19 protein-coding genes and 1 pseudogene are annotated in these 19013 nt (G+C 33.0%); all 20 read left to right on the top strand.

What is annotated here, in order from left to right:
- Positions 1-21: 21 nt before the first annotated feature.
- The 20 genes and pseudogenes from NST63_RS26560 to NST63_RS26655 all read left to right on the top strand — a co-directional run bounded on the left by NST63_RS26560 (position 22) and on the right by NST63_RS26655 (position 18890).
- Positions 22-1605 (top strand): CpaF family protein, encoded by a 1584-nt coding sequence (locus tag NST63_RS26560; protein ID WP_180212664.1) that lies wholly within the window; start codon positions 22-24, stop codon positions 1603-1605.
- Positions 1592-2551, top strand: a complete 960-nt coding sequence (locus NST63_RS26565) for a type II secretion system F family protein (protein WP_341044254.1) — start codon at positions 1592-1594, stop codon at positions 2549-2551. The genes NST63_RS26560 and NST63_RS26565 overlap by 14 nt, the downstream gene beginning before the upstream one ends.
- A 361-nt stretch (positions 2552-2912) precedes the next feature.
- Complete coding sequence (locus NST63_RS26570) at positions 2913-3653, top strand: hypothetical protein (protein ID WP_058006291.1); 741 nt, start codon at positions 2913-2915, stop codon at positions 3651-3653.
- 19 nt (positions 3654-3672) lie between these two features.
- A complete protein-coding gene (locus tag NST63_RS26575) occupies positions 3673-3900 on the top strand; it encodes a hypothetical protein (protein WP_058006292.1) in 228 nt (75 codons plus the stop codon).
- 101 nt (positions 3901-4001) lie between these two features.
- Positions 4002-4388 carry a DUF4320 family protein gene (locus tag NST63_RS26580; protein WP_341044256.1) on the top strand — a complete coding sequence of 129 codons (387 nt, stop codon included), beginning with the start codon at positions 4002-4004 and terminating at the stop codon, positions 4386-4388.
- A 15-nt stretch (positions 4389-4403) separates the two neighbouring features.
- Positions 4404-9185 carry a fibronectin type III domain-containing protein gene (locus tag NST63_RS26585; RefSeq protein WP_341044257.1) on the top strand — a complete coding sequence of 1594 codons (4782 nt, stop codon included), beginning with the start codon at positions 4404-4406 and terminating at the stop codon, positions 9183-9185.
- 71 nt (positions 9186-9256) lie between these two features.
- On the top strand, positions 9257-9586 hold the full coding sequence (locus tag NST63_RS26590; protein ID WP_058006295.1) for a hypothetical protein: 330 nt from the start codon (positions 9257-9259) through the stop codon (positions 9584-9586).
- Between the two features lie 16 nt (positions 9587-9602).
- The gene (locus NST63_RS26595; RefSeq protein WP_058006296.1) at positions 9603-10193 is read left to right on the top strand and encodes a hypothetical protein; all 591 of its coding nucleotides are present in this window, start codon (positions 9603-9605) and stop codon (positions 10191-10193) included.
- 353 nt (positions 10194-10546) lie between these two features.
- Positions 10547-11557, top strand: a complete 1011-nt coding sequence (locus NST63_RS26600) for a PadR family transcriptional regulator (RefSeq protein ID WP_341044258.1) — start codon at positions 10547-10549, stop codon at positions 11555-11557.
- Between the two features lie 32 nt (positions 11558-11589).
- Positions 11590-12357, top strand: a complete 768-nt coding sequence (locus tag NST63_RS26605) for a hypothetical protein (RefSeq protein WP_341044259.1) — start codon at positions 11590-11592, stop codon at positions 12355-12357.
- A gap of 81 nt (positions 12358-12438) precedes the next feature.
- Positions 12439-12795 carry a hypothetical protein gene (locus tag NST63_RS26610; protein ID WP_058006300.1) on the top strand — a complete coding sequence of 119 codons (357 nt, stop codon included), beginning with the start codon at positions 12439-12441 and terminating at the stop codon, positions 12793-12795.
- Positions 12796-12875: 80 nt separating this feature from the next.
- A complete protein-coding gene (locus NST63_RS26615) occupies positions 12876-13049 on the top strand; it encodes a hypothetical protein (RefSeq protein WP_161809566.1) in 174 nt (57 codons plus the stop codon).
- 74 nt (positions 13050-13123) lie between these two features.
- Positions 13124-13415, top strand: a pseudogene (locus tag NST63_RS26620) (23S rRNA (uracil(1939)-C(5))-methyltransferase RlmD); the annotation flags it as partial.
- Positions 13416-13591: 176 nt separating this feature from the next.
- Positions 13592-14173 carry a deaminase domain-containing protein gene (locus tag NST63_RS26625; RefSeq protein ID WP_341044260.1) on the top strand — a complete coding sequence of 194 codons (582 nt, stop codon included), beginning with the start codon at positions 13592-13594 and terminating at the stop codon, positions 14171-14173.
- 18 nt (positions 14174-14191) lie between these two features.
- Positions 14192-14800 (top strand): hypothetical protein, encoded by a 609-nt coding sequence (locus NST63_RS26630; protein WP_058006302.1) that lies wholly within the window; start codon positions 14192-14194, stop codon positions 14798-14800.
- Positions 14801-15120: 320 nt separating this feature from the next.
- Positions 15121-15351 carry a hypothetical protein gene (locus NST63_RS26635; RefSeq protein ID WP_341044261.1) on the top strand — a complete coding sequence of 77 codons (231 nt, stop codon included), beginning with the start codon at positions 15121-15123 and terminating at the stop codon, positions 15349-15351.
- A gap of 610 nt (positions 15352-15961) precedes the next feature.
- On the top strand, positions 15962-16582 hold the full coding sequence (locus NST63_RS26640) for an HIRAN domain-containing protein (RefSeq protein WP_341044262.1): 621 nt from the start codon (positions 15962-15964) through the stop codon (positions 16580-16582).
- A 56-nt stretch (positions 16583-16638) separates the two neighbouring features.
- The gene (locus tag NST63_RS26645) at positions 16639-16929 is read left to right on the top strand and encodes a hypothetical protein (RefSeq protein ID WP_341044263.1); all 291 of its coding nucleotides are present in this window, start codon (positions 16639-16641) and stop codon (positions 16927-16929) included.
- Positions 16930-16957: 28 nt separating this feature from the next.
- The gene (locus NST63_RS26650; RefSeq protein ID WP_341044264.1) at positions 16958-17467 is read left to right on the top strand and encodes an HNH endonuclease; all 510 of its coding nucleotides are present in this window, start codon (positions 16958-16960) and stop codon (positions 17465-17467) included.
- 151 nt (positions 17468-17618) lie between these two features.
- Positions 17619-18890, top strand: a complete 1272-nt coding sequence (locus NST63_RS26655) for a hypothetical protein (RefSeq protein WP_058006306.1) — start codon at positions 17619-17621, stop codon at positions 18888-18890.
- The last annotated feature ends 123 nt before the right edge of the window (positions 18891-19013 follow it).

Here is a 19013-nt window from a genome sequence, read left to right on the forward strand (position 1 = left end):
ACTTATTTGGAGGGTTATTTAATGCCACAAAGTAACATGATTAATTTCGAAGATTATATAATAAAAACTTCTGACGAAAATAAGGAGATGGAAAAAGGTGGACAATCAGAATCTATACTTAGCCTACCCGAAGATCAGCAGGACAAAATACAAAAAATTGAAGAGGGTGAAGGGGAAATTATTCCCCTTGTCACCTCCAAAAAGGACAAACTTAGTATTGATATTAGTAAGTACAGCTATCAGTATCGGACTGAAAAAGAAATACGATATACAGAGAAGAAGAAAGTCTCTTTAGAAATTTTAAATCAGGTACGTGAATTCTTATCAAATGATCATAAAAAGCTGTTTCAGGAATCAATCATCAATAAGAAGAAAAGACAAAATTTAAGCGTAATCATATCAGACTTCATATCACAAAAGGGAATTACTGTTCCTGGATACACAGCAGATGAATTGATCAAGTCCATCATTAATTCACTAGCAGGATTAGATGTACTGGAAGACCTTATTGATAATGAAAAAATTACAGATATAAATGTAAATGGTAGAGGAGAAGTTTGGGTAGATGAACTTGGAGTAGGCTACTATTTAACAGAAAGACGATTTTCAAACGATGAAACGTTATATTCTGTTGCTATGAAAATAGTAAATGCTTCTGGTGAAAGTTTAACATCTTCAAAACCTTATGTTGATTGTAGATATCCAACTATGCGTATCAATATTGCATCCGACCTTATTTGTGGTCAAGGAATCTCTATTTCCATTCGTAAATTTGCAACATCCGTCAGAATAAATGACAATTCAATGATTAAATCTCAACAAGCAAGTGATGATATGATTAAGGCTTTTGAAGCGTTTGTTAAAGCTAAATTTAATGTGCTTATTGTAGGGCCTACTGGTAGTGGAAAGACCGAGCTACTAAAGTACTTAGTAAAGCATGTTGACGATAGAGAACGATTAATTATGCTCGAAGATACTGCGGAAACTAGATTGAAAGATATTTATCCCCATAAACATATTGTAAGTATGGAATGTCGTTTCACTAGTGATGAGGATACCACCATTGACTTGACTGTACTTTTAAAAAATGCTTTACGTCAGAATCCTACTAGGATTGCAGTAGGTGAGTGTCGTGGTCCAGAAGCAGTAAATATGATTGAAATTTTTAATACAGGGCATGAAGGTGGGTTTACTACTGCCCATTCTAACTCGGCTCCTGATGCTGTTAAACGTCTTGTTATGATGTGTTTACGTTCAGGTATGAAATTAGATCCTGACGTTATTGGAAAATGGGTTACTTCTACTTTTGATGTTGTTATTTTTCAAAAGAAAATGGAAGATCACACACGAAGAATCGGAGAGGTAGTAGAACTTATTAATTATGAAAATAATACACCTGTTTTTACTAGACTGTTTAATTTAAATGTAAATCAATTTGAAAGAGAAAATGGAGCGGTGAAAAAAATTCATTGTTCCCATGAACAACAAGGATTTTTGTCATTAGAAAAGGCTAAGAAAATTTTTGAAGCTGGAGTAGATCCTTCTCTATATTCATTTCTTGTTTCAGATGCAGATAAGGAGGCATTAGGTATTGAAAATTTCTGAAATATACGGATACATTAATCTATTATTAGCTGCTGTCTTACTGTATTACCTATTTTCTTCTTTTATAGGAAGAAAAAAATATAAAGTTCAAGATTTATTTAATACTGATTATCAAGCAAAACATGAAAAAAAGAGTGACGAAGAAAGATTTTCTTTAATAAAAAATAGTCGTTTGAAAAAATGGATATATCCTGAAAAGTTTATTAAGGAAGCTAATAAATTTGAATGGAAACTTAGTATAAGAGAATACTGGTTGTATGTTGCAGCAGGTGGATCAATAGCAGCTGTAATTATGAGTATTTTTAGTTTAGGATCCTTTTCTATTTTTGGTTTTCCAGCAGGTCTAATCGTACCAAAAGTATTATTATCCTTTCACCGTTTAAGGTATAAGCATGAAGTTGAAGAAAAGCTGATGGCTTATATGAAAGCTGTATCAAACGCTATTCCAACAGCAGGAAATGCGATTGATGCAATTGTTTCTGTAACTGAGATGCTAAAAGATCCAATAAAAAGTGATGTAGAATACGCCTTATCGATTCTACGTTCTGGAGAATCTGTTCAAAATGCCTTTCAATCTATGAATGAAAAATATGATTATAGCGATCTTATCTTTTTTCACAATATGTTAGATGCAGCACATCGTAATGGGGCAGAATTTTATGATATTTTAGCTTCAACAGCAGATGAATTTGAACAAAAGAAGGTATTACAAGCGAAACTAAACTCCATCATGACGCAAGCAAAACGAGCATATTTTCAAAATGCGGGTTTGTTGCTTGCTATTATAGTAGGGTTTAAAATATTTGTTTCTGATATGTTTGATTCTACTTTTAGTACTCTTGGTGGAAAGGCCGTACTTGGATTTATATTAATCTCGGTGATATTTTGTTATGTACAGGTTCAAAAACATAGTGAATTTGATCCTTCCGAAGCCCATAAAAAATAAATGTTGAAAATTAAAAAAAACAGTTGATTTTCTATTCGTAATGTTTTATTATTTTAGACAAGAATAAATTTATATTTAAAATTTAATAACAAACGATACGACGACTGAGAAAACTCAGAGTTGAGGATGAACTAAGTTATATTAGTTCTTAAACCTTAATTCCGGTTTCTACAGTCGTCTTTTTGTTGTTTCTTTTTAAATTGAAAGGATGTGATGAATTGGCCCCTTTTATATAATACTCGGTCTTGTTTCATATGCGTTTGTACACTCTCTATTATTGAGAAAGTCTGATTATGTATATTCTTTTACTGATTACATGTTAGATAAAAGTGATTCTAGTACTCTTGAAAAACGAGAATCAATGGTACAACGTCATTTAAAATCTTTGCTTAATCTAACACAAAAATCTGTAAAACTTAGTGACGATAGCAGAGATAACTTACGATTGAAATTGAGACAAGCAGGTATGAAACAATCACCGGAGACATTCATCGCACAGAAAATAGTTTATTCGCTTTTGATGGCCCTTCTGTTTATTACTTTATATGTTGTCCATCAAAAAACAATTATGTTGGGGTTTGCTGTTGGAAGTAGTATTTTAATGTATTTTTATCCGAATCGCATACTTTCAAAAAATATTAAGTATGCGAATGCAATGAGGAAATTAGAGTTACCAGATTACCTTACACCTTTGGCCAAATTGATGAGTAGCTTTACACCATATCAAGCGGTTAAAGAGTGTGAAAAGTTTACAGGTCCTTTTTTAAAACCTTATGTGGAGCAATTAATGGTTGATATTGATTTAGAACCAGGTTCAATCAAACCGTTTCAAAAATTCGCTTCTCAAATTGGAGTACCACAAGCACAGTTATTCGTTGTTGCTATACAACAAGCGATGACAACGGATAGACAGCGTTCAAAAGTTATTCTTGAAAAACAGAGGGTTATCATGATGAGGCTGCGTGAAGAAAGCTATAACGAGTTGATTAACAAAAAACCACTCGTTGTAAATAAATATAACACTATTATGCTTTTTAACATGGCATTAATTGTTCTAAGTATGATGGTATATGTATTCTTTAGTTTATTTTCAGGATTTTAATTAACAAGGAGGAAATGAAATGGAAAAAGCAAAAAAATGGTTAAAAGAGGAAAAATCACAAGTGTCATCTGAAACAGGTATTTTAACAATCATGGGTCTAGTATTAGGTGGAGGTATTGCTGCACTAGTAGCACCTAAAATGAAGGATTCCTTTGACAATGTAATGGAGAAGATGACAAATGCATCTAGTGGTCCAGGAGCTGTCCATGATCCACTTGGAACTGGCCAAGGCGACTGGGCAAACTAATTAATAAAAAAGCCTCTAATATCTCTGAACTTAAGCCCCATCTCCCAAAGGTAGGAGATGGGGCTTTTTTATTTACCAAAGATTGAAGGGAGGTGTGTAGATTGTCATCTACTCCATTTTATATGGTAGGACTTATCTTTTTTGCACTATTTGCTTTACTACTTCCCGATATTGCGGGGTTTGCTACCAATTATGTAAAAGCAAATAATGCTGCGTCAGCTATTATCGATTCTGGTCAAAAATATGGAGAGATAGATCGAGATAGTGCTAACCAAATATTAACTGATCGTAATTTATCACCAAATCAGTGGTCAGTTTCTTTTACCCAAAGCAAAGTAGACTTTAATGAACCAATGACAGTTCAAGTTAAAGGGGGATATCAGATTATGGCCCTATATATGATTGGAAAAGCCTTTGGAGATTCTATCAATAGTTATATACCTATTAACATTCAAAGAGAGGCTGTAGGTCAAGTGTATAGAAGATAATAAGGAGTTGATTAAATGGTACCTTTTAATGTCTTAAATAATAAATCAAAATCAAAATCAAATAAATTGGTGAAAGCTATATTAGCTACATCAGCTGCTGCAGTTGCTGTAGCAACACCTATTCCTAATGGGGAAGGAAAAGCACAAGCTGCTTCTTCTCCTGCAGTAAAAAGCATGACGATCGAGTTTGATGAAACTTCGGAACAAACGAGAACTAAAACGATTACAATTCCTAATTTAAAAAGCATTGAAGATATTTCTGTTGATACTGGTAAAGTTGAAATCGTTAGTTTAAATGGGGATCAAGTTACACTGAGAGTAAAAGATGGAAATTATGTAAATCACGAAGAATATACAGATCCTAAAAAATATTCAAAAGAGGTAACTAAAACAGAAAAGAAACCTTCAAATTCCTTTGCTGCTACTATTGCTTATTCTGACGAGGAAGGATATACGGGGAATATTGGAAAAAGTGGTTCTGTTTCTTCTAAAGTAATAAGTGGAAGTTATACTCCAGCTGATAGCAAATATGTTACCGGTCAAACCTCTTCTTATTATAACTCCGGGGGTTATAGCGGTACTCTTTCACAGTATCTTTTTAGTGGGAGTTATACACCAGGTGATACGCAATATGTTGACCGTTACGCGGGTAATGATTATTATGCTTCTCCGTATGAAGTTCCTAGCACAAAATACTTTGGTCCAAATGATATAAATTATTTACAAGGATATTCAGGAACTCTTTCTTTGGTAGAAGTCAGTGAATTTTGGGGTGACAGACCTTTTATGGGTGTTTATAGTGGTTACGTATCAAAACCAGCAATAGATACCCGAGTCTACAGATATCAAGGTACAGTTACTAAGCCTGCGTCTGATACAAGAGTATGGGAATACTCTCAGGATTACAAGGGAACAGTCTATAAGCCAGGAACATCTTACCGTAATGAAACCTATGCTTATAATGTAACTATAGATTATATCGACAATTCTGATCCTAGTGGTTCCGTAAATCCATCCAATAATTTAGTTGTTGGAAACGGTGATACTATTACAATTTCGGGTAGTAAATATGATCCAGATAATGATAAAACAAGTGTGAAAATAAAATTAGATGATGGAACTGCATATACATTAGTTGAAGAATCTAGTGATTCAAAATTTAATAAAGCCTTTAACATAGAAAAAAACAAAATTACTTTGCAAGATATAGGGTTCGACCAATTTTTATCTGAAGGTAATCATGTATTTACATTATGGATAGAAGATGATAAAGGGGGAAAATCTCCAGAATATTTATTTGAATTTACTTATGATAAGTTTTCATCGATCATCAAAAACCCAGGTAATACAACCACAGATGACTTAATCGAAAACGGAATAGAGAATGTGATACCTGATTATGAGAAAGAGTATCAGGATGCTCTAGAACAGTATCAAGAGGACAAGGGTAGTGATCTAACAAAGAAGGATGTTCAGCTAGTTATAGACGCAATAAATGCAGTTAAGAAGGCAGAAAAGAATCCTACCTATGAAAACATAGATAATGTTCTTAATCTTGTAAATAAGCTTGTTAACGGGAAATTAAAGGATAGTTTAAATGATCGTTTAAAAGTATTAGTGAAGGCTCCTTCTAGTATTAAAACAGAGAAAGTAGAATCAACAACTGCTGATATAAAATGGGATGCGTCATTTGATGGAGCAACCTATATTGTTAAACGTGATGGTTTAAAAGTTTATGAAGGGAAATCTCTTTCTTTTTCTGATACAGGTCTAACTCCGAACACACTACATCGTTACTCTGTATCAACCAAAATCCAAAAACTAGAAAGTACTGAAACAGAAACTACGACATTAACCAAAGCTAATCCAGTACGAAACATTGTTTTTTCAGAAATTGACCATCAAGGCTTTAGAGTAACATGGGATGCAAATGGAAATTCCAATGGAACAAGGTATCAAGTATTAGTTAAAGATGGTGATAAAGTCAAAGTTGATAGCGAATGGATCAATAATTTGACTGGAACTGCTTATAACCTTGAACCTGGTAAGTCATATAACGTTGAAATTAGAGCAAAGAATGATGAAGGAATAGAGACAGAGGACGTTTCAAAACAAGTAACGGTACTGGATTACATTATTGATGAAATCCAAAATTTAAGAGTATCAGAAATTAGTAGTAAGAAAGTTACCCTAGAGTGGGATCATAATCAACCAGATATTGAGTTTATAATTGAAAAATCTCGTGGGACTATTCAATCCCCTACAAAAATAGTAGAAGGAAATAAATTTGAAGATACGGACCCACAAGTAGGAAAAGAATATACCTATAACGTGATTGCGAGAAACAAAAAATATGGTACAAAATCTCAAGCTGCCACTGTTTCGGTGAAAGTCCCTTTACCAGATGCACCTACAGCTGTTCAGAACCTAAAATATGACCAATTAGGGAATGGCTCCTATAAATTTACTTGGGACGCAGTGGAAGGGGCTAATTTATACTATTTTGAAATATACGATGGTTCAACAAGAAAAGTCTTTAAAAGCACAAAGGATTTGGAGGTAACGACGGATAAATTAGAACAAGGAAAAACATATTCGGTTTCTGTCTATGCCATTGATGTTTATGGACAACAAACGGAAAAGACAACCATAGAAGTGAAAACTAATGATTTACCTCCAGTCGCAAATATTACTGATTTTAATGCGAAGGTAGACAAAACAACATTAACCTTATCGTGGGAGAAGGTTAATGGCGCATATGGCTATTACGTAGAAAAATATGTAGATGGACAAAGAAAAACACGCAAATATGTAACTGAGACATCGTATCAAGAAGAAGTTACGCCAGGAACATATGAATATCGTATTCAAACCTATCATTCTAGTGGGATGCTTGAACCTGTTTCTAAAACAATTATTGTAGAAAATCCGAAAGAGGATGGTTCAACAGAAGAAGGAGAAAATGGTAAACCTAATGAAAATGAACTAGCAGTAAAATCTACAGTTGAAGGTAGTAATGTATTATTAACTTGGAATGATGTAACTGAGCGTTATGGGTATTATGTTGAAAGATACTTAGATGGAAAAAGACAATTTAGAAAGTACTCTTCCACACCTTCATTTGAGGATAAAAATGTAGCTGCAGGACAATATGAATATCGAATTATAGCCTATACTAAAACAGGAATGCAAGATCCGGTTTCCCACACTGTTCAAGTTGGAAAGCAAAACCCTGATACAGTCATTGAAGAAGTTTCTGCTGTGGTTAACGGACAAAATGTAGAATTATCATGGAATAATGTGGACAAGGCTTATTATTATTATATTGAACGATATGATAATAACGGTAACCGAAACTACCGTAGGTCCGTCTCTACAAATTCTTATATTGATGAAAATGTAAGTAATGGGGAATATGAATATAAAGTAATTGCCTATACACCTTCAGGCTTCCAAGATCCAGTTATTAAAAAGGTGCAAGTAGGAAAGCCGTTAGAAAATGTTACTTTAGATGATTTTGAAATTAAAGTTGAGGGGCAAACAGTTACTATAAACTGGGAGAAACTTGATGACATTTATGGTTACTATATTGAAAGATATGATTCAAAGGGAAATAGGAATTTCCGTTACTCTTTAAACGCAGATCAGACAGAATATGTTGATTCCAATGTTCCTTATGGTGATTATCAATATAAAGTCATCGTGTATTCGAAAACAGGTGACATGAATCCTACCTCTAAAACGGTATCTATTGAAGCACCAAATGATACCTTAGATTCTTTTGATATTGAAGTAGAAGGAAAGAATGTTAAGTTATCTTGGGAAGAGGTTCCTAATACTTATTATTATTATGTTGAAAGATATCGGGACGGAAAAAGAGAAATAAGGAAAACAACACCTTCAACACAATTTATTGATGAAAATGTAGCTGAAGGGGATTATGAGTATCGAGTTATTGTTTACAGTAAAATCAATGGTATGCAAGATCCAGTTATACGAACGATAAAAGTAGGACCAGAGACTCCAGATGAAAATGGGGAACAGACACCAAACGCAAACAAGTTGGAAAATGTAGAAGTGAAAGTCGAAGGAAATAAAGTAGTCCTAAATTGGAACAAAGTAGATAATATTTACAACTATTATATTCAACGTTATAAGGATGGACGAAGACAACTTCATGTATCAACAGGACTTGAAACTACTTTTACGGATGAAAATCTTGCTGATGGTGAGTACGAATATCATGTTTTTGTTTATGATAAAAATGGATTCGGTCAGCCTATTGTAAAAACGATTAATGTAGGGGAAGAAATTGACAACCCTAATGAAAATGAAATTCCTGAAGAACAACTTCCGGAACCAACACCATCAGAGAATACAGATGGAGAAAATAGTTTTGAAACTAGTCTAGAAACGGTTTTACCACAAACTATTCAATCAGTGAATAATAATGTAAATGGTCAGACTATATCTTTAGAATGGGATAATCTAACTGATGTCTACGGTTATTATGTAGAGGTATGGAAAGATGGGAAGAAACAGATTCGTAAATATACAAATACTAATTCATTTACACATACTGTTTCAAAGGATGGAGAATATCAATTTAAAATTATTGTCTACAATAAGACATCTAGAACAATGCTTAGTCCATATGAAGTAAATATTACTGTAGGTGGTGAGTTGTCATCAATAGAAGTTTCTGCGAATGAGGAAGAATCAATAAATGACAGTGCTTTATCCACCACAGGAAATCTATTAAATGAAAACGATGTTTTGATTATGAACGTAAAATAATATATTTTAGGAGCCCTCTTTTGAGGGTTCTTTGAGTTTTTATTTAAAAATGAAGGGAGAATTCATTCAGGATGAGTACTAATAACTTTATTGAAACTGATATTCGTAGATTATTAAATATGTGGAGAGGGAAAATCCGTTTTAAACAAAATGAAGGAGGAATTGGCCAACTTGAAATGGTAAAAAAATATAAATTTACTGTAAACGGTCAAGAAAAAGAAATTGTATTAAAAAGAATATTCACCATCATAAATAGCTATGAATTTTTAATTGTAGAAGGAAATCGTGAAAATATCGAAGTGAAAGCTATGGTGAAACCCAATTCAATCCCACAATTTGAGAGGTTTTGTCAGGTTCTTCATGAATTGGAACAAAGTCATTACGTAGTAGCAGTAGCGTAATTGGAGGGTGTTTTATATGGACTACATTCGTCATATACCGGTAGAAGCATGGAGTTTGGAGGAACAAGATCAACAAATAGAACAAGCCCTTAAAAGTATAGAGCTAGTTAGAGTCTCACTTTATAAATCATTAACCCAATATCGTCAATGGGAAGAATTCGCCAAAGATAACCCAAATCTAAATAAGATGGGACTTAATATAGAAATTAAGGAGTATAGCGATAAGGTCAAAATAACTATTCCTAACATTCTCCCCTATGTTAGGCTAGATCACAAATTAAATGATAAAGATTATTACCGTAAATTAAATACCTTTTACGTGGGGGAAATGACAAAAATCATCCAAGAAAAAAATATTAAATTAACATTCTCAAATGCATTCATTCTCATTAAACAATACTTTCCAGACTTAAAAATTCGAGATTTTGATAATCAAATAAAATCATTTATCTTTAATGCCTTACGCTATTCAAAACTAATCAAAGATGATTCGTGGAAAAATTTAACTTATATGGAGGCTGGTGAATTATGTCGTACACATCCAAGAACTGAAATAATCGTCACTGATATCCAAAAAATGGGGGATATGTTGAAGTTGATAGACTAAATAATTTGTTAAGAACAATATCCTCAAATTCATTGAGTAATATTAACAAATTAAAAAGTACCAATATTAATTAATATCAATATCCATTTCAATTACATGAGAAGGTCAAGTCTGTCAAAGATTAAGTGGAATTTTGATGTTATCGTTCATACTTTCTAATTTATCATTTCATTTTGAACGGATAGTTTTGGAAGGGCTCTCGTCGAAGAAAGAGAATACTGACAAAACAGCTATTCGAAGGAGTTGACAGACAGTTACGCAGACGATAGTCGAAGGAACTGGAAGGAAACGACTGTGTGCAATGCACCTAACTTATGCCAATGGACAAATTTTATTAAAAGGAGTGGAGAAGGATGATTGAAAGTGAGAAGTGGAAAGCAGGGAGGCCACCTATCATTGATTATGGTGGTTTATTGTTTGATTTATATAGGTACCGTACTTTAACAGTGGAGCAAATCCGCAAAATTTACTTTAAAGAACGGGAAAATACTATATATGTAGCTTTACATCGATTGAAGAATAAAGGCTGGATTGATTCCACCTGCAGAGTGAACGGAAAAGGCAAAAAGGTAGCAGCATGTTATTACATTACGGAGAAGGGCTTGACCGAGCTGATAAGGGAGGGAAAGGTCGAAAACCCACGTAGAGCCTATGATAACAAACCAGAAGGTAAGAAAATACCATATTTGATAGATATTAATGATCTTTATACAGATTTATGTCATATCGGTTTTGAAATGATCGATGCAAGAGAGTGGAAGGAAAAGTATCACATGAACCGTAACTCTTTAGTAAAAGCGGGTCTACGAACTCCAGAAAATAAAGAATATGCTGTATATCTATTTGAATCAGATGTAAGTGAACAGGTAACGTTACCACGCTTTAAAAGGGAAATTAGTGATAATGGTCAAAGCAACCGATTTATAATCTTTTTTAAAGGAATGCAAGCCTACACTAAATTTAAGAAACAATTAAGCAGCGAAGAGCTAACTAAAGGGGAAATGTGCCTCTTGCCTTATAAGTTCGGTAGAAGATTGTTGGGGGATTTTCCAACCCAAGTACAGTTTGTGAATTTATTCACTAAATATGGGCAAGTAAAAATAAATGACCTTTCAAATACAATCACTAATGGTTTTTCTGAATATATCCTTATGAAAAATGGTGAAGAAGCTTACATCTGTAACTATCTACTGGGTAATGAGGTAGCTTTATATTATTTAAGTAAATACACCTATGATAGATTCCAACGCGATGGGAGAAAGGTTTATGTTTTTTACTCGCTAACGGTCAATCGTTTCACGAATCAAAATTTTCAAGAAGTGTTTAGAGAACATTACCCGCATGTTGAGTTTATTGGTGTCTAAATGACCATTTATTTTTAGAGGGGATAGGAATAATGAAATTTCAAAGAAAAGTGGGGTTAGCCCTTGGAGCAATCCTTTCAATCTTAATTTTAGCAGCATGTTCCGATAAAATAGAGATCTCAAATGAATCACTAGCAAAACAATTAATCGGAAAAACCCTTACCTTAAATGGGAATGAGATTGAAATAACTTCAGATATGTTGAAATCCGTAAAAATTGAGGGTCAAGAGGTTGAAAAGGATAGCGGTAATGTAAAGGCAGTGGTCCAGTTAGAACAAATAGAGAAGGAAAAAGGATCCAAAAATAAGCAAAACCGCATTAATCACTTAAAACACATTTATATAGGAGACATTATTGTTCCCTTTCATAGGGGAGTTAAGCAATGGGAAATAGTAGATACGTTAAAGGTGGGTAAACTAGAACATGAAACATCAGAAATAGAAAACTTACTCAAAATTATACCTTTTGAAAAATCAAAAGAAGACATACTTGATGATCTCTCCAGTAGTGAACAATCTATAAGTGTAAAACTTGAAAATGTTATAGGTTATAAGTCTGAAAGAAAAGCGTCATTTAACAGTAATCAAAGCGGAACGCTACCAATCACGAAAATTAATCAACTAGAAATTGCTGAAATAACAGAGGGGAATACGGAAATTGAGAAAAAGGTTTCTATTGATACCGATTTTGATTTTGAGATAGATGATCCGATGAATATCTATAAATCGAATGGTTCTTATAATGCCAAAGGATCTTTTGAGATAATCTATCAAATAAAGGAACATGGGAAAATGGTTTAAGATGGGAAATTGAAGAAATAACTAATTCAAATGGCCGTCTTGCTGCAACTAACTATTAAAATTAAGAAAAGAGGGTATTAAATGAAAAACTTAGGAAAGCTAGGGTTTTTATTAACATTATGTTACGTCATCGTAAGCGGAATATGGGGAGCAACAATTATGCTAACAGAAAACAAGGTGGAATCTTTTAACTGGTCCCTAATATTGTTATATATTGGTGTACCGTTTATAGTAGTTGGGATTATTTTAACTTTATTGTTTAGGATTCTTACAAAACAATTTACTGTTTTAAATTTACTTTTAGGGTTCTTAGTATTCCCTTTATTCCTTTGCTTGTTTTTAGCGGACCGTTCACCAATATTTAATCTCAATATAATAATGATACTGGTTATTATTAGTGCAGGTTGTATATTAATCAATAAAACTCAAAGAGCTTAAAAGAGTTGACCGTAAAAATAGCGGCACTCTTTTTTATTTTGTCTAGAACTTAAATTATAAAATGAATGGAGGACTTCTTGATGTGGTTAACAAGTGTAAGAATAATTGCCTTAATATTATTTGGCATCGCTATTCCTTTTTGCGTGATTAATCCTGATCAAATGTTATCGATACAAACCAAGCTATTGGTATTTGCTACGATGGCAGCAATTATTCCTTTAGCATATTATCCTTTTTTTCATAAAGGTAATTAATTTAATAGCTAATTTTAGAACGAGTGTATCTGGAATGCACTCGTTTTTTTATGGACTTTTTCAGTTAATGAATTGAATTCGTTGTCGGTGAAGCGGAAAAGGTTATTTCTCAATGGTATTCAGAAGGCATCACTTCCGATGTCCTTGTTGTCGATCCACCCTATAATGGCTGTGACGAAACCTTACTGCAACCTATTTTTGTTATGAGCCCAAAGAAAGTGAATTATGTATCATGAAACCCAATACATTAGCGAGGGATTTGAGAATATTGAGGATGGGGGTTATCAGACGGTTGAATTGCAGCCGGTGGATATGTTTCCGCAGACGACAAATGAGTGTTGTTCACTACTTGTTCTTAAAGATTAATTATGTATGCAACAGTGAGTTAAAAAAGCCTTTCTATACAGAAAGGCTTTTATTTATGATAATGTAAATTAGCTCACATATATATTAGAAAATTACTGGATTTACCATCTGTTGAACTTTTTTGTGATAATATGATATTTAATGAATTGTAAATTGTTAAAGGATGGTTTTTGAAATTGGCAGATTTTAATTTTTATTTAAAAAAACCTTTTGGATCTTTTCTAGCAAATTTATTTCAAAACTTAAATTTATATGTAGACTTAAATTATAGTACTGACAGTATTGTAAAATCTAATAGGAAAAGTTATCAAGGCGGTAACGTAGGGATTGGAATTTATAATATTGAGGGTATTGGACAAGATGTTGTTTTTGCACATAGTAGAATACATAAGGGAATTATTTCTTCTGATATTGAGTCTAGTTTCTTACTAAAAAACAATTGGTATAAGTTTGCTTTTATCCCAGAAGATAATGAAAATAGATTTAGCGCTAAGTATGTAGATAAAAAAAATCACATGATTGAAGTTTATGAACCTGGTTATTGGTTAAGAAATGTTGATACAGAATATAAGATAATTGAATACATATATAAATTAATAATGAATAATATTGATGAAAGTAAAAAAGATACCCTCGAAGGTGAAGTACACATATATACTGAACTTTTTTGTTGTCCTAGTTGTAAAGAAGTTGTTGAGAATTCTAGTAATGAATTTCCGAATATTGAGGTAAACATATATCACAGTAAGGAAAAGTAATTGAAAGGAGGTTCTTTAATGTTAAATCGGGAAGAATTAGAACAATATGTTAGTAATGAATACAACAATTATATCAAGCATGCGCGATATTCTCCTGGTCAGGCTATATCAGTAATTAGATATGATTTAGAAAAAAACTTTAATATAATACCGACTTACTTTTACGGATTAGTTTATTTGTATCAGTTAAACTCAAATGAAGAAACAAGAGCGTGGTTTGTTTTTAATAAGGATACAACAATTATAGATTTAATTGATGAGATAGATAGTATATATAAAAAGTATTCAATTAAAATTGATGGGGAAATTTTAAATTTAGATGAACTGTCAAAGGACAAGGAAATATTTATCCAAGCTATGAAAGATATGGATAATTTGGTAAAAATAACGAGTGATGTTGAAATCAAAGAAAAACAGGAGAAAAATCAAGAAGTTAACCAAGTTGTTTCCAATCTAAAAGAGTTCCAGAAATTATCAGAAATAAATATTGTGACAACAGAACAAGTAAAAAGTCTAAAAGAAGTATTGGATAGGGCTAGTCATGATATGGAAAGTTCCGTTCCAAACAGTCCTCTTGTAGCACTTATTAGGAAAATTGTCGAAAAGTTGCCACCTAGAGTAATGTGATTTTTTTAAATAATATTACAGAAAAATTCTCTAAGAATTTAAAGATAACCTAAAAGTAAAGACAGGCGCAATCCTGTCTTTATTCATTGATCAATATTGTTAGATTTTTTTGAAAAAACCTCTTTTATTATCTTATTTTTTCATAATCTCGATGCAAGGATTATAAGCCACCTAATCCATGTGATAGAATATAAACTGAAGAAATAGCATAGATACAGCCCTTGGAGAATAAACCCTTCAGGGCTTTTTTATTGAAAAAAAGGAACGATATTGACAATATGAACCACATTTAAATACGATTGTTAATATGGAGGGATAACATGGAAAAGGTCGATGGAAACCAGTTAAAGGAAATCAAACAGGCATTTAAAGAGTACATAGAAATAGAATATGGTCACCTGAAAGATAAGAGTGTAATTTTAAGTGATACCTTTTATCTGAATAGACATGATATTGGAATAAAATTTTGGGAAGCCCTCGAAAGTGAACAGTCAATGAAACATTGTCAAGATTTACTTGGATCAAACAAAGATGTTGTTTTTATTTTTTAAGGATTATCACAGGGTAATGCAAAGTAGTTGGTTTCAACAAAGAGAACGTTCAGATATGTGTACAGGAATATGACAAAGGTTCTGGTATTACGGATATTGAGATTAGAGATGATAAAGGTTTTTTCATAATAGTCGAAGCTAAGCGGGGATGGGTCAAAGGGGCAGTTACTTAAGTATGCGAATCGTGAATCTTTTAATAAGAGCTATGCTAAAAACAAGGTGATTGGAACCCTTTCAGAATGTAGAAGGATATGATGTATCAACAAATTATACCTTAAATGCCGGATAGGGAATGGGAACCACACTTTATTTATACCCTAGTCCTGAAATCAAACCATCAAAAGAAGTCAAGACGGGGAAGATTTATCCAAGCGGTCGAGGGTGGTGTCATTTTGATACATTACATACATGCGATACTATATCAGATGCCAGAGACCTTACGAAGAAAAGAATGGAGTAGTTTAGGAGGGATTGATTGTGAGTTTGATACTGGGTTAAAGCATGGTGAGTAATTAATAACAATAGATAAACTAATATACTGTGAACAAAGTATACCGTTTATCATAATTGAAAAAATATTGATTTCCTTAAAGAAGAGAGGAATGGGAACATGGGGCTTTTTAATAGGGTTTTAGATTTGGTACTTGATAAGATGGCGGACAGGGCATTAGGATTAGATACTCCAGGAACGAAAGAAATTGAACGACAATTTGAACGCAGTACAGCCTATCCAATTAAAGTTGCTGGAGTTAAATATGAAAATCGAATGGAAGTAATAGAGAAAATGAGTGAAACTTCTTCAGTGTTTTTACAAAGAGAGCCCGACAATCCCTATGACTCAAATGCCATTGCTGTATATGAAAAGGAAACAAACCAACAAATTGGTTATCTTCCAAGACTAAATAATACTGCCATAGCCAAAGCAATGGATGTTGGATTAGCGGTATATGCAAGTATTTATAAGATACAGCACGAAATTGAGAAAAAAACTGCCAAAGAAATTAACGACTATAAGGTAACTTTGATTATCGCATTTCATCCGAATCACATACCTGAAAAAATAGAAGCTGAAAAAAGAAGGGAAGCTATGGTTAAACAAATATCTCTATCGAGAACCAATTACCCTGTAAGCTCTACCCCTAAAGATGAAAATAATAACTGGGATGACCGCGGAAGTGTTTGGGATGAATATGATGAAGACGGCGTGCCATATGAAGAATATAATCGTTAAGTTAGTGTTTATAGATACCTTGTGAAAAGAATGGAGTAAATTAGGAGGGATAGATTGTGAGTTTTGATACTGGGTTAAAGCATGGTGAGATAATTACTAACAATAGATTAAGAGAAATATTTAGTTGTGGCAACATGGGTGGAATGCGTAGGTCTTTAACTACAAACACACTTGTTATTATATCTGATCATACAAAAGGTTTATATGAGGATAAATGGATTGCCGATATTCTTCACTACACTGGTATGGGTAAGAAAGGTAACCAAGAGATTAATAAGAGCCAAAATAGAACTCTTAATGAGTCTAATCATAACGGTGTAGATTGTACATTTATTCGAAGTGTTTAAAGAGAACAATTACATATATAAAGGAAAAGTGAAATTAGTAGATAAACCGTATCAAGAAAAACAAAAAGATGAAGATGGGGTAATAAGGGATGTTTGGATCTTTCCTCTAAAAGTAAAAGATGATCAAGCTACAAATCTAGTTGATGATAAAATCATCAAGGATAATTACGAACAAAAGGAAAAACAAGCAAAGAAATTGTCCAATGATGAATTACATAAAAAGGCGCTAGAAAGCCAATCAGCTAAAACTAGTATAAGAAAAACGGCAACAAAGACCTATGAGCGTAATGCTTATGTTAGTGAGTATGCTAAGCGTAGAGCGAACGGGGTGTGTCAGCTTTGTGATGAGCCTGCTCCATTTAATAATAAGAAGGGTGAGCCTTACCTTGAAACGCATCATATAGTCTGGCTTTCAGAAGGCGGGCCAGATACGATTGAGAACACGGTTGTCCTCTGTCCGAATTGTCACCGTAAGATGCATGTTTTAGATAGTGGCGAGGATAAAAGTATTTTATTAAATAAGGCCGCGGGGATATAAAAGTGGCTCATTGTGGACATTGTTCAATTTCTAGTTTTTTAGAATTTAGCGGTACTTAAACACAGAAGTATCGCTTATTATTAGAACTTTTCGGAATGTTCATTAATTTGTGTGTATTATATCGGATAAAAAGACCAAGGAGATAGTTTAAATGTCTGAAGAAAAAATGTTAAATAACTTAAATGAAATCAATGAAATTGTTATCTCTAACCCTATAGGCGATGAGCTTTCTTTGGAAAAAGTAACTGATGACAAATTGGAAACAAAGAAAAAGTACAAGGAGGTCTTTGTATCTGACTTGTCGTTAATGACGAATAACGTTTCACAGACCGCATTGCAAGTTGCTAATCAAGGAATGACTTTAGCTCAAATTGCAAAACAAGCACCTAATGGCTTGTTTACTGCAAGTGCAAATCCCGCCAATTTGTCTAAATTTGCAAATGGAACTACATCAACAATGGTGCGAGACGCGTCGGGACGTTTAGTCGAGCATGCTGGTTTTGCTGACGTTGGTTTAAGTGCATCAGTGAATCCAGCAATTATTCTTTCAGCAGGAATGCAAGTGATGTCAGTAGTTTCAGGGACATATTATTTGCATAAAATTAATTCTCAAATTACAGATATGGATGCGAAATTAGAAGAACTTCTAAATATTCATCATGATACAAACATTGGGCGTTTGATTGCAGCTAGAAAGGGTTTGTCTGAAATTGCAAATCGAGAATTTGTTGATACTACTGATTTATCTGCTATTAGGAACTATAAAAAAACTGCAGATGAAATTCATGAAGAATATAAGTATCGTTTGAAAAGACAAGAAAGTGAATTGAATTTGGAAATTGATTCAAAAGTTGAGGAAAAGAAACTTAGGGATATTAATTTCACAATGACGATAGCTTTTGAGGCTAATAAATTATCTTTGTTTGGAGAACTAATTGAGATTGGATCAAGAATGAAGATCGGTGGTCAAATAGAAATTATTAATGGACTAACAAGGCAATTAAAACAAAATTATGCTAATAGTTTTTATCATAATATTGACTTAGAAGTTGAGAAAATCTATTTATTGAGACAGCAGCGAAGTGGTAACGAGTTGGTTGATAAAAAGAAAAAATTTGACAAATCATTAGATGAAATTAATGATATTCATAGTTCTACTGGTTGGGGCATTCTATCTGAAATTGTTCTCAAGACGGTTGTTGCTGGTAAATCCATAAGAGATGTTAATAAAGCAAAAGAAAAAGTTGAGTTAGAAAACAATAACTTGAGCACATTAAAAAAAGGTATGAATCAGAACAAGGAGAGCGATGGAATTAATAATATTATTGATGAAGTCGTTGATCTACCATATAAAGAAACAGAGATTCTGTATATTCCTACCGCAAATAACAAACATCGAGTATTTGTGCCAATTGAAGATTAGTAAAATGTTTGTGGCCCCCTTAAATTTAGTGGGTGCATCATTACACAAAATCGAATTTACACGTTTCAGTATCATCATTCTATCAAAACACACGTCGAGTGTATCTTGCAACTCATTTTAAAG

It is taken from the genome of Heyndrickxia sp. FSL W8-0496, assembly GCF_038007825.1.
Lineage (GTDB): Bacteria > Bacillota > Bacilli > Bacillales > Bacillaceae_C > Heyndrickxia > Heyndrickxia oleronia.

What these genes read in the sequence shown, in the direction of transcription:
- NST63_RS26560 (WP_180212664.1), top strand. Translation starts at nt 22, where the DNA reads ATGCCACAAAGTAACATGATTAATTTCGAAGATTATATAATAAAAACT.
- NST63_RS26570 (WP_058006291.1), top strand. Translation starts at nt 2,913, where the DNA reads ATGGTACAACGTCATTTAAAATCTTTGCTTAATCTAACACAAAAATCT.
- NST63_RS26575 (WP_058006292.1), top strand. Translation starts at nt 3,673, where the DNA reads ATGGAAAAAGCAAAAAAATGGTTAAAAGAGGAAAAATCACAAGTGTCA.
- NST63_RS26585 (WP_341044257.1), top strand. Translation starts at nt 4,404, where the DNA reads ATGGTACCTTTTAATGTCTTAAATAATAAATCAAAATCAAAATCAAAT.
- NST63_RS26590 (WP_058006295.1), top strand. Translation starts at nt 9,257, where the DNA reads ATGAGTACTAATAACTTTATTGAAACTGATATTCGTAGATTATTAAAT.
- NST63_RS26595 (WP_058006296.1), top strand. Translation starts at nt 9,603, where the DNA reads ATGGACTACATTCGTCATATACCGGTAGAAGCATGGAGTTTGGAGGAA.
- NST63_RS26600 (WP_341044258.1), top strand. Translation starts at nt 10,547, where the DNA reads ATGATTGAAAGTGAGAAGTGGAAAGCAGGGAGGCCACCTATCATTGAT.
- NST63_RS26605 (WP_341044259.1), top strand. Translation starts at nt 11,590, where the DNA reads ATGAAATTTCAAAGAAAAGTGGGGTTAGCCCTTGGAGCAATCCTTTCA.
- NST63_RS26610 (WP_058006300.1), top strand. Translation starts at nt 12,439, where the DNA reads ATGAAAAACTTAGGAAAGCTAGGGTTTTTATTAACATTATGTTACGTC.
- NST63_RS26615 (WP_161809566.1), top strand. Translation starts at nt 12,876, where the DNA reads ATGTGGTTAACAAGTGTAAGAATAATTGCCTTAATATTATTTGGCATC.
- NST63_RS26630 (WP_058006302.1), top strand. Translation starts at nt 14,192, where the DNA reads ATGTTAAATCGGGAAGAATTAGAACAATATGTTAGTAATGAATACAAC.
- NST63_RS26635 (WP_341044261.1), top strand. Translation starts at nt 15,121, where the DNA reads ATGGAAAAGGTCGATGGAAACCAGTTAAAGGAAATCAAACAGGCATTT.
- NST63_RS26640 (WP_341044262.1), top strand. Translation starts at nt 15,962, where the DNA reads ATGGGGCTTTTTAATAGGGTTTTAGATTTGGTACTTGATAAGATGGCG.
- NST63_RS26655 (WP_058006306.1), top strand. Translation starts at nt 17,619, where the DNA reads ATGTCTGAAGAAAAAATGTTAAATAACTTAAATGAAATCAATGAAATT.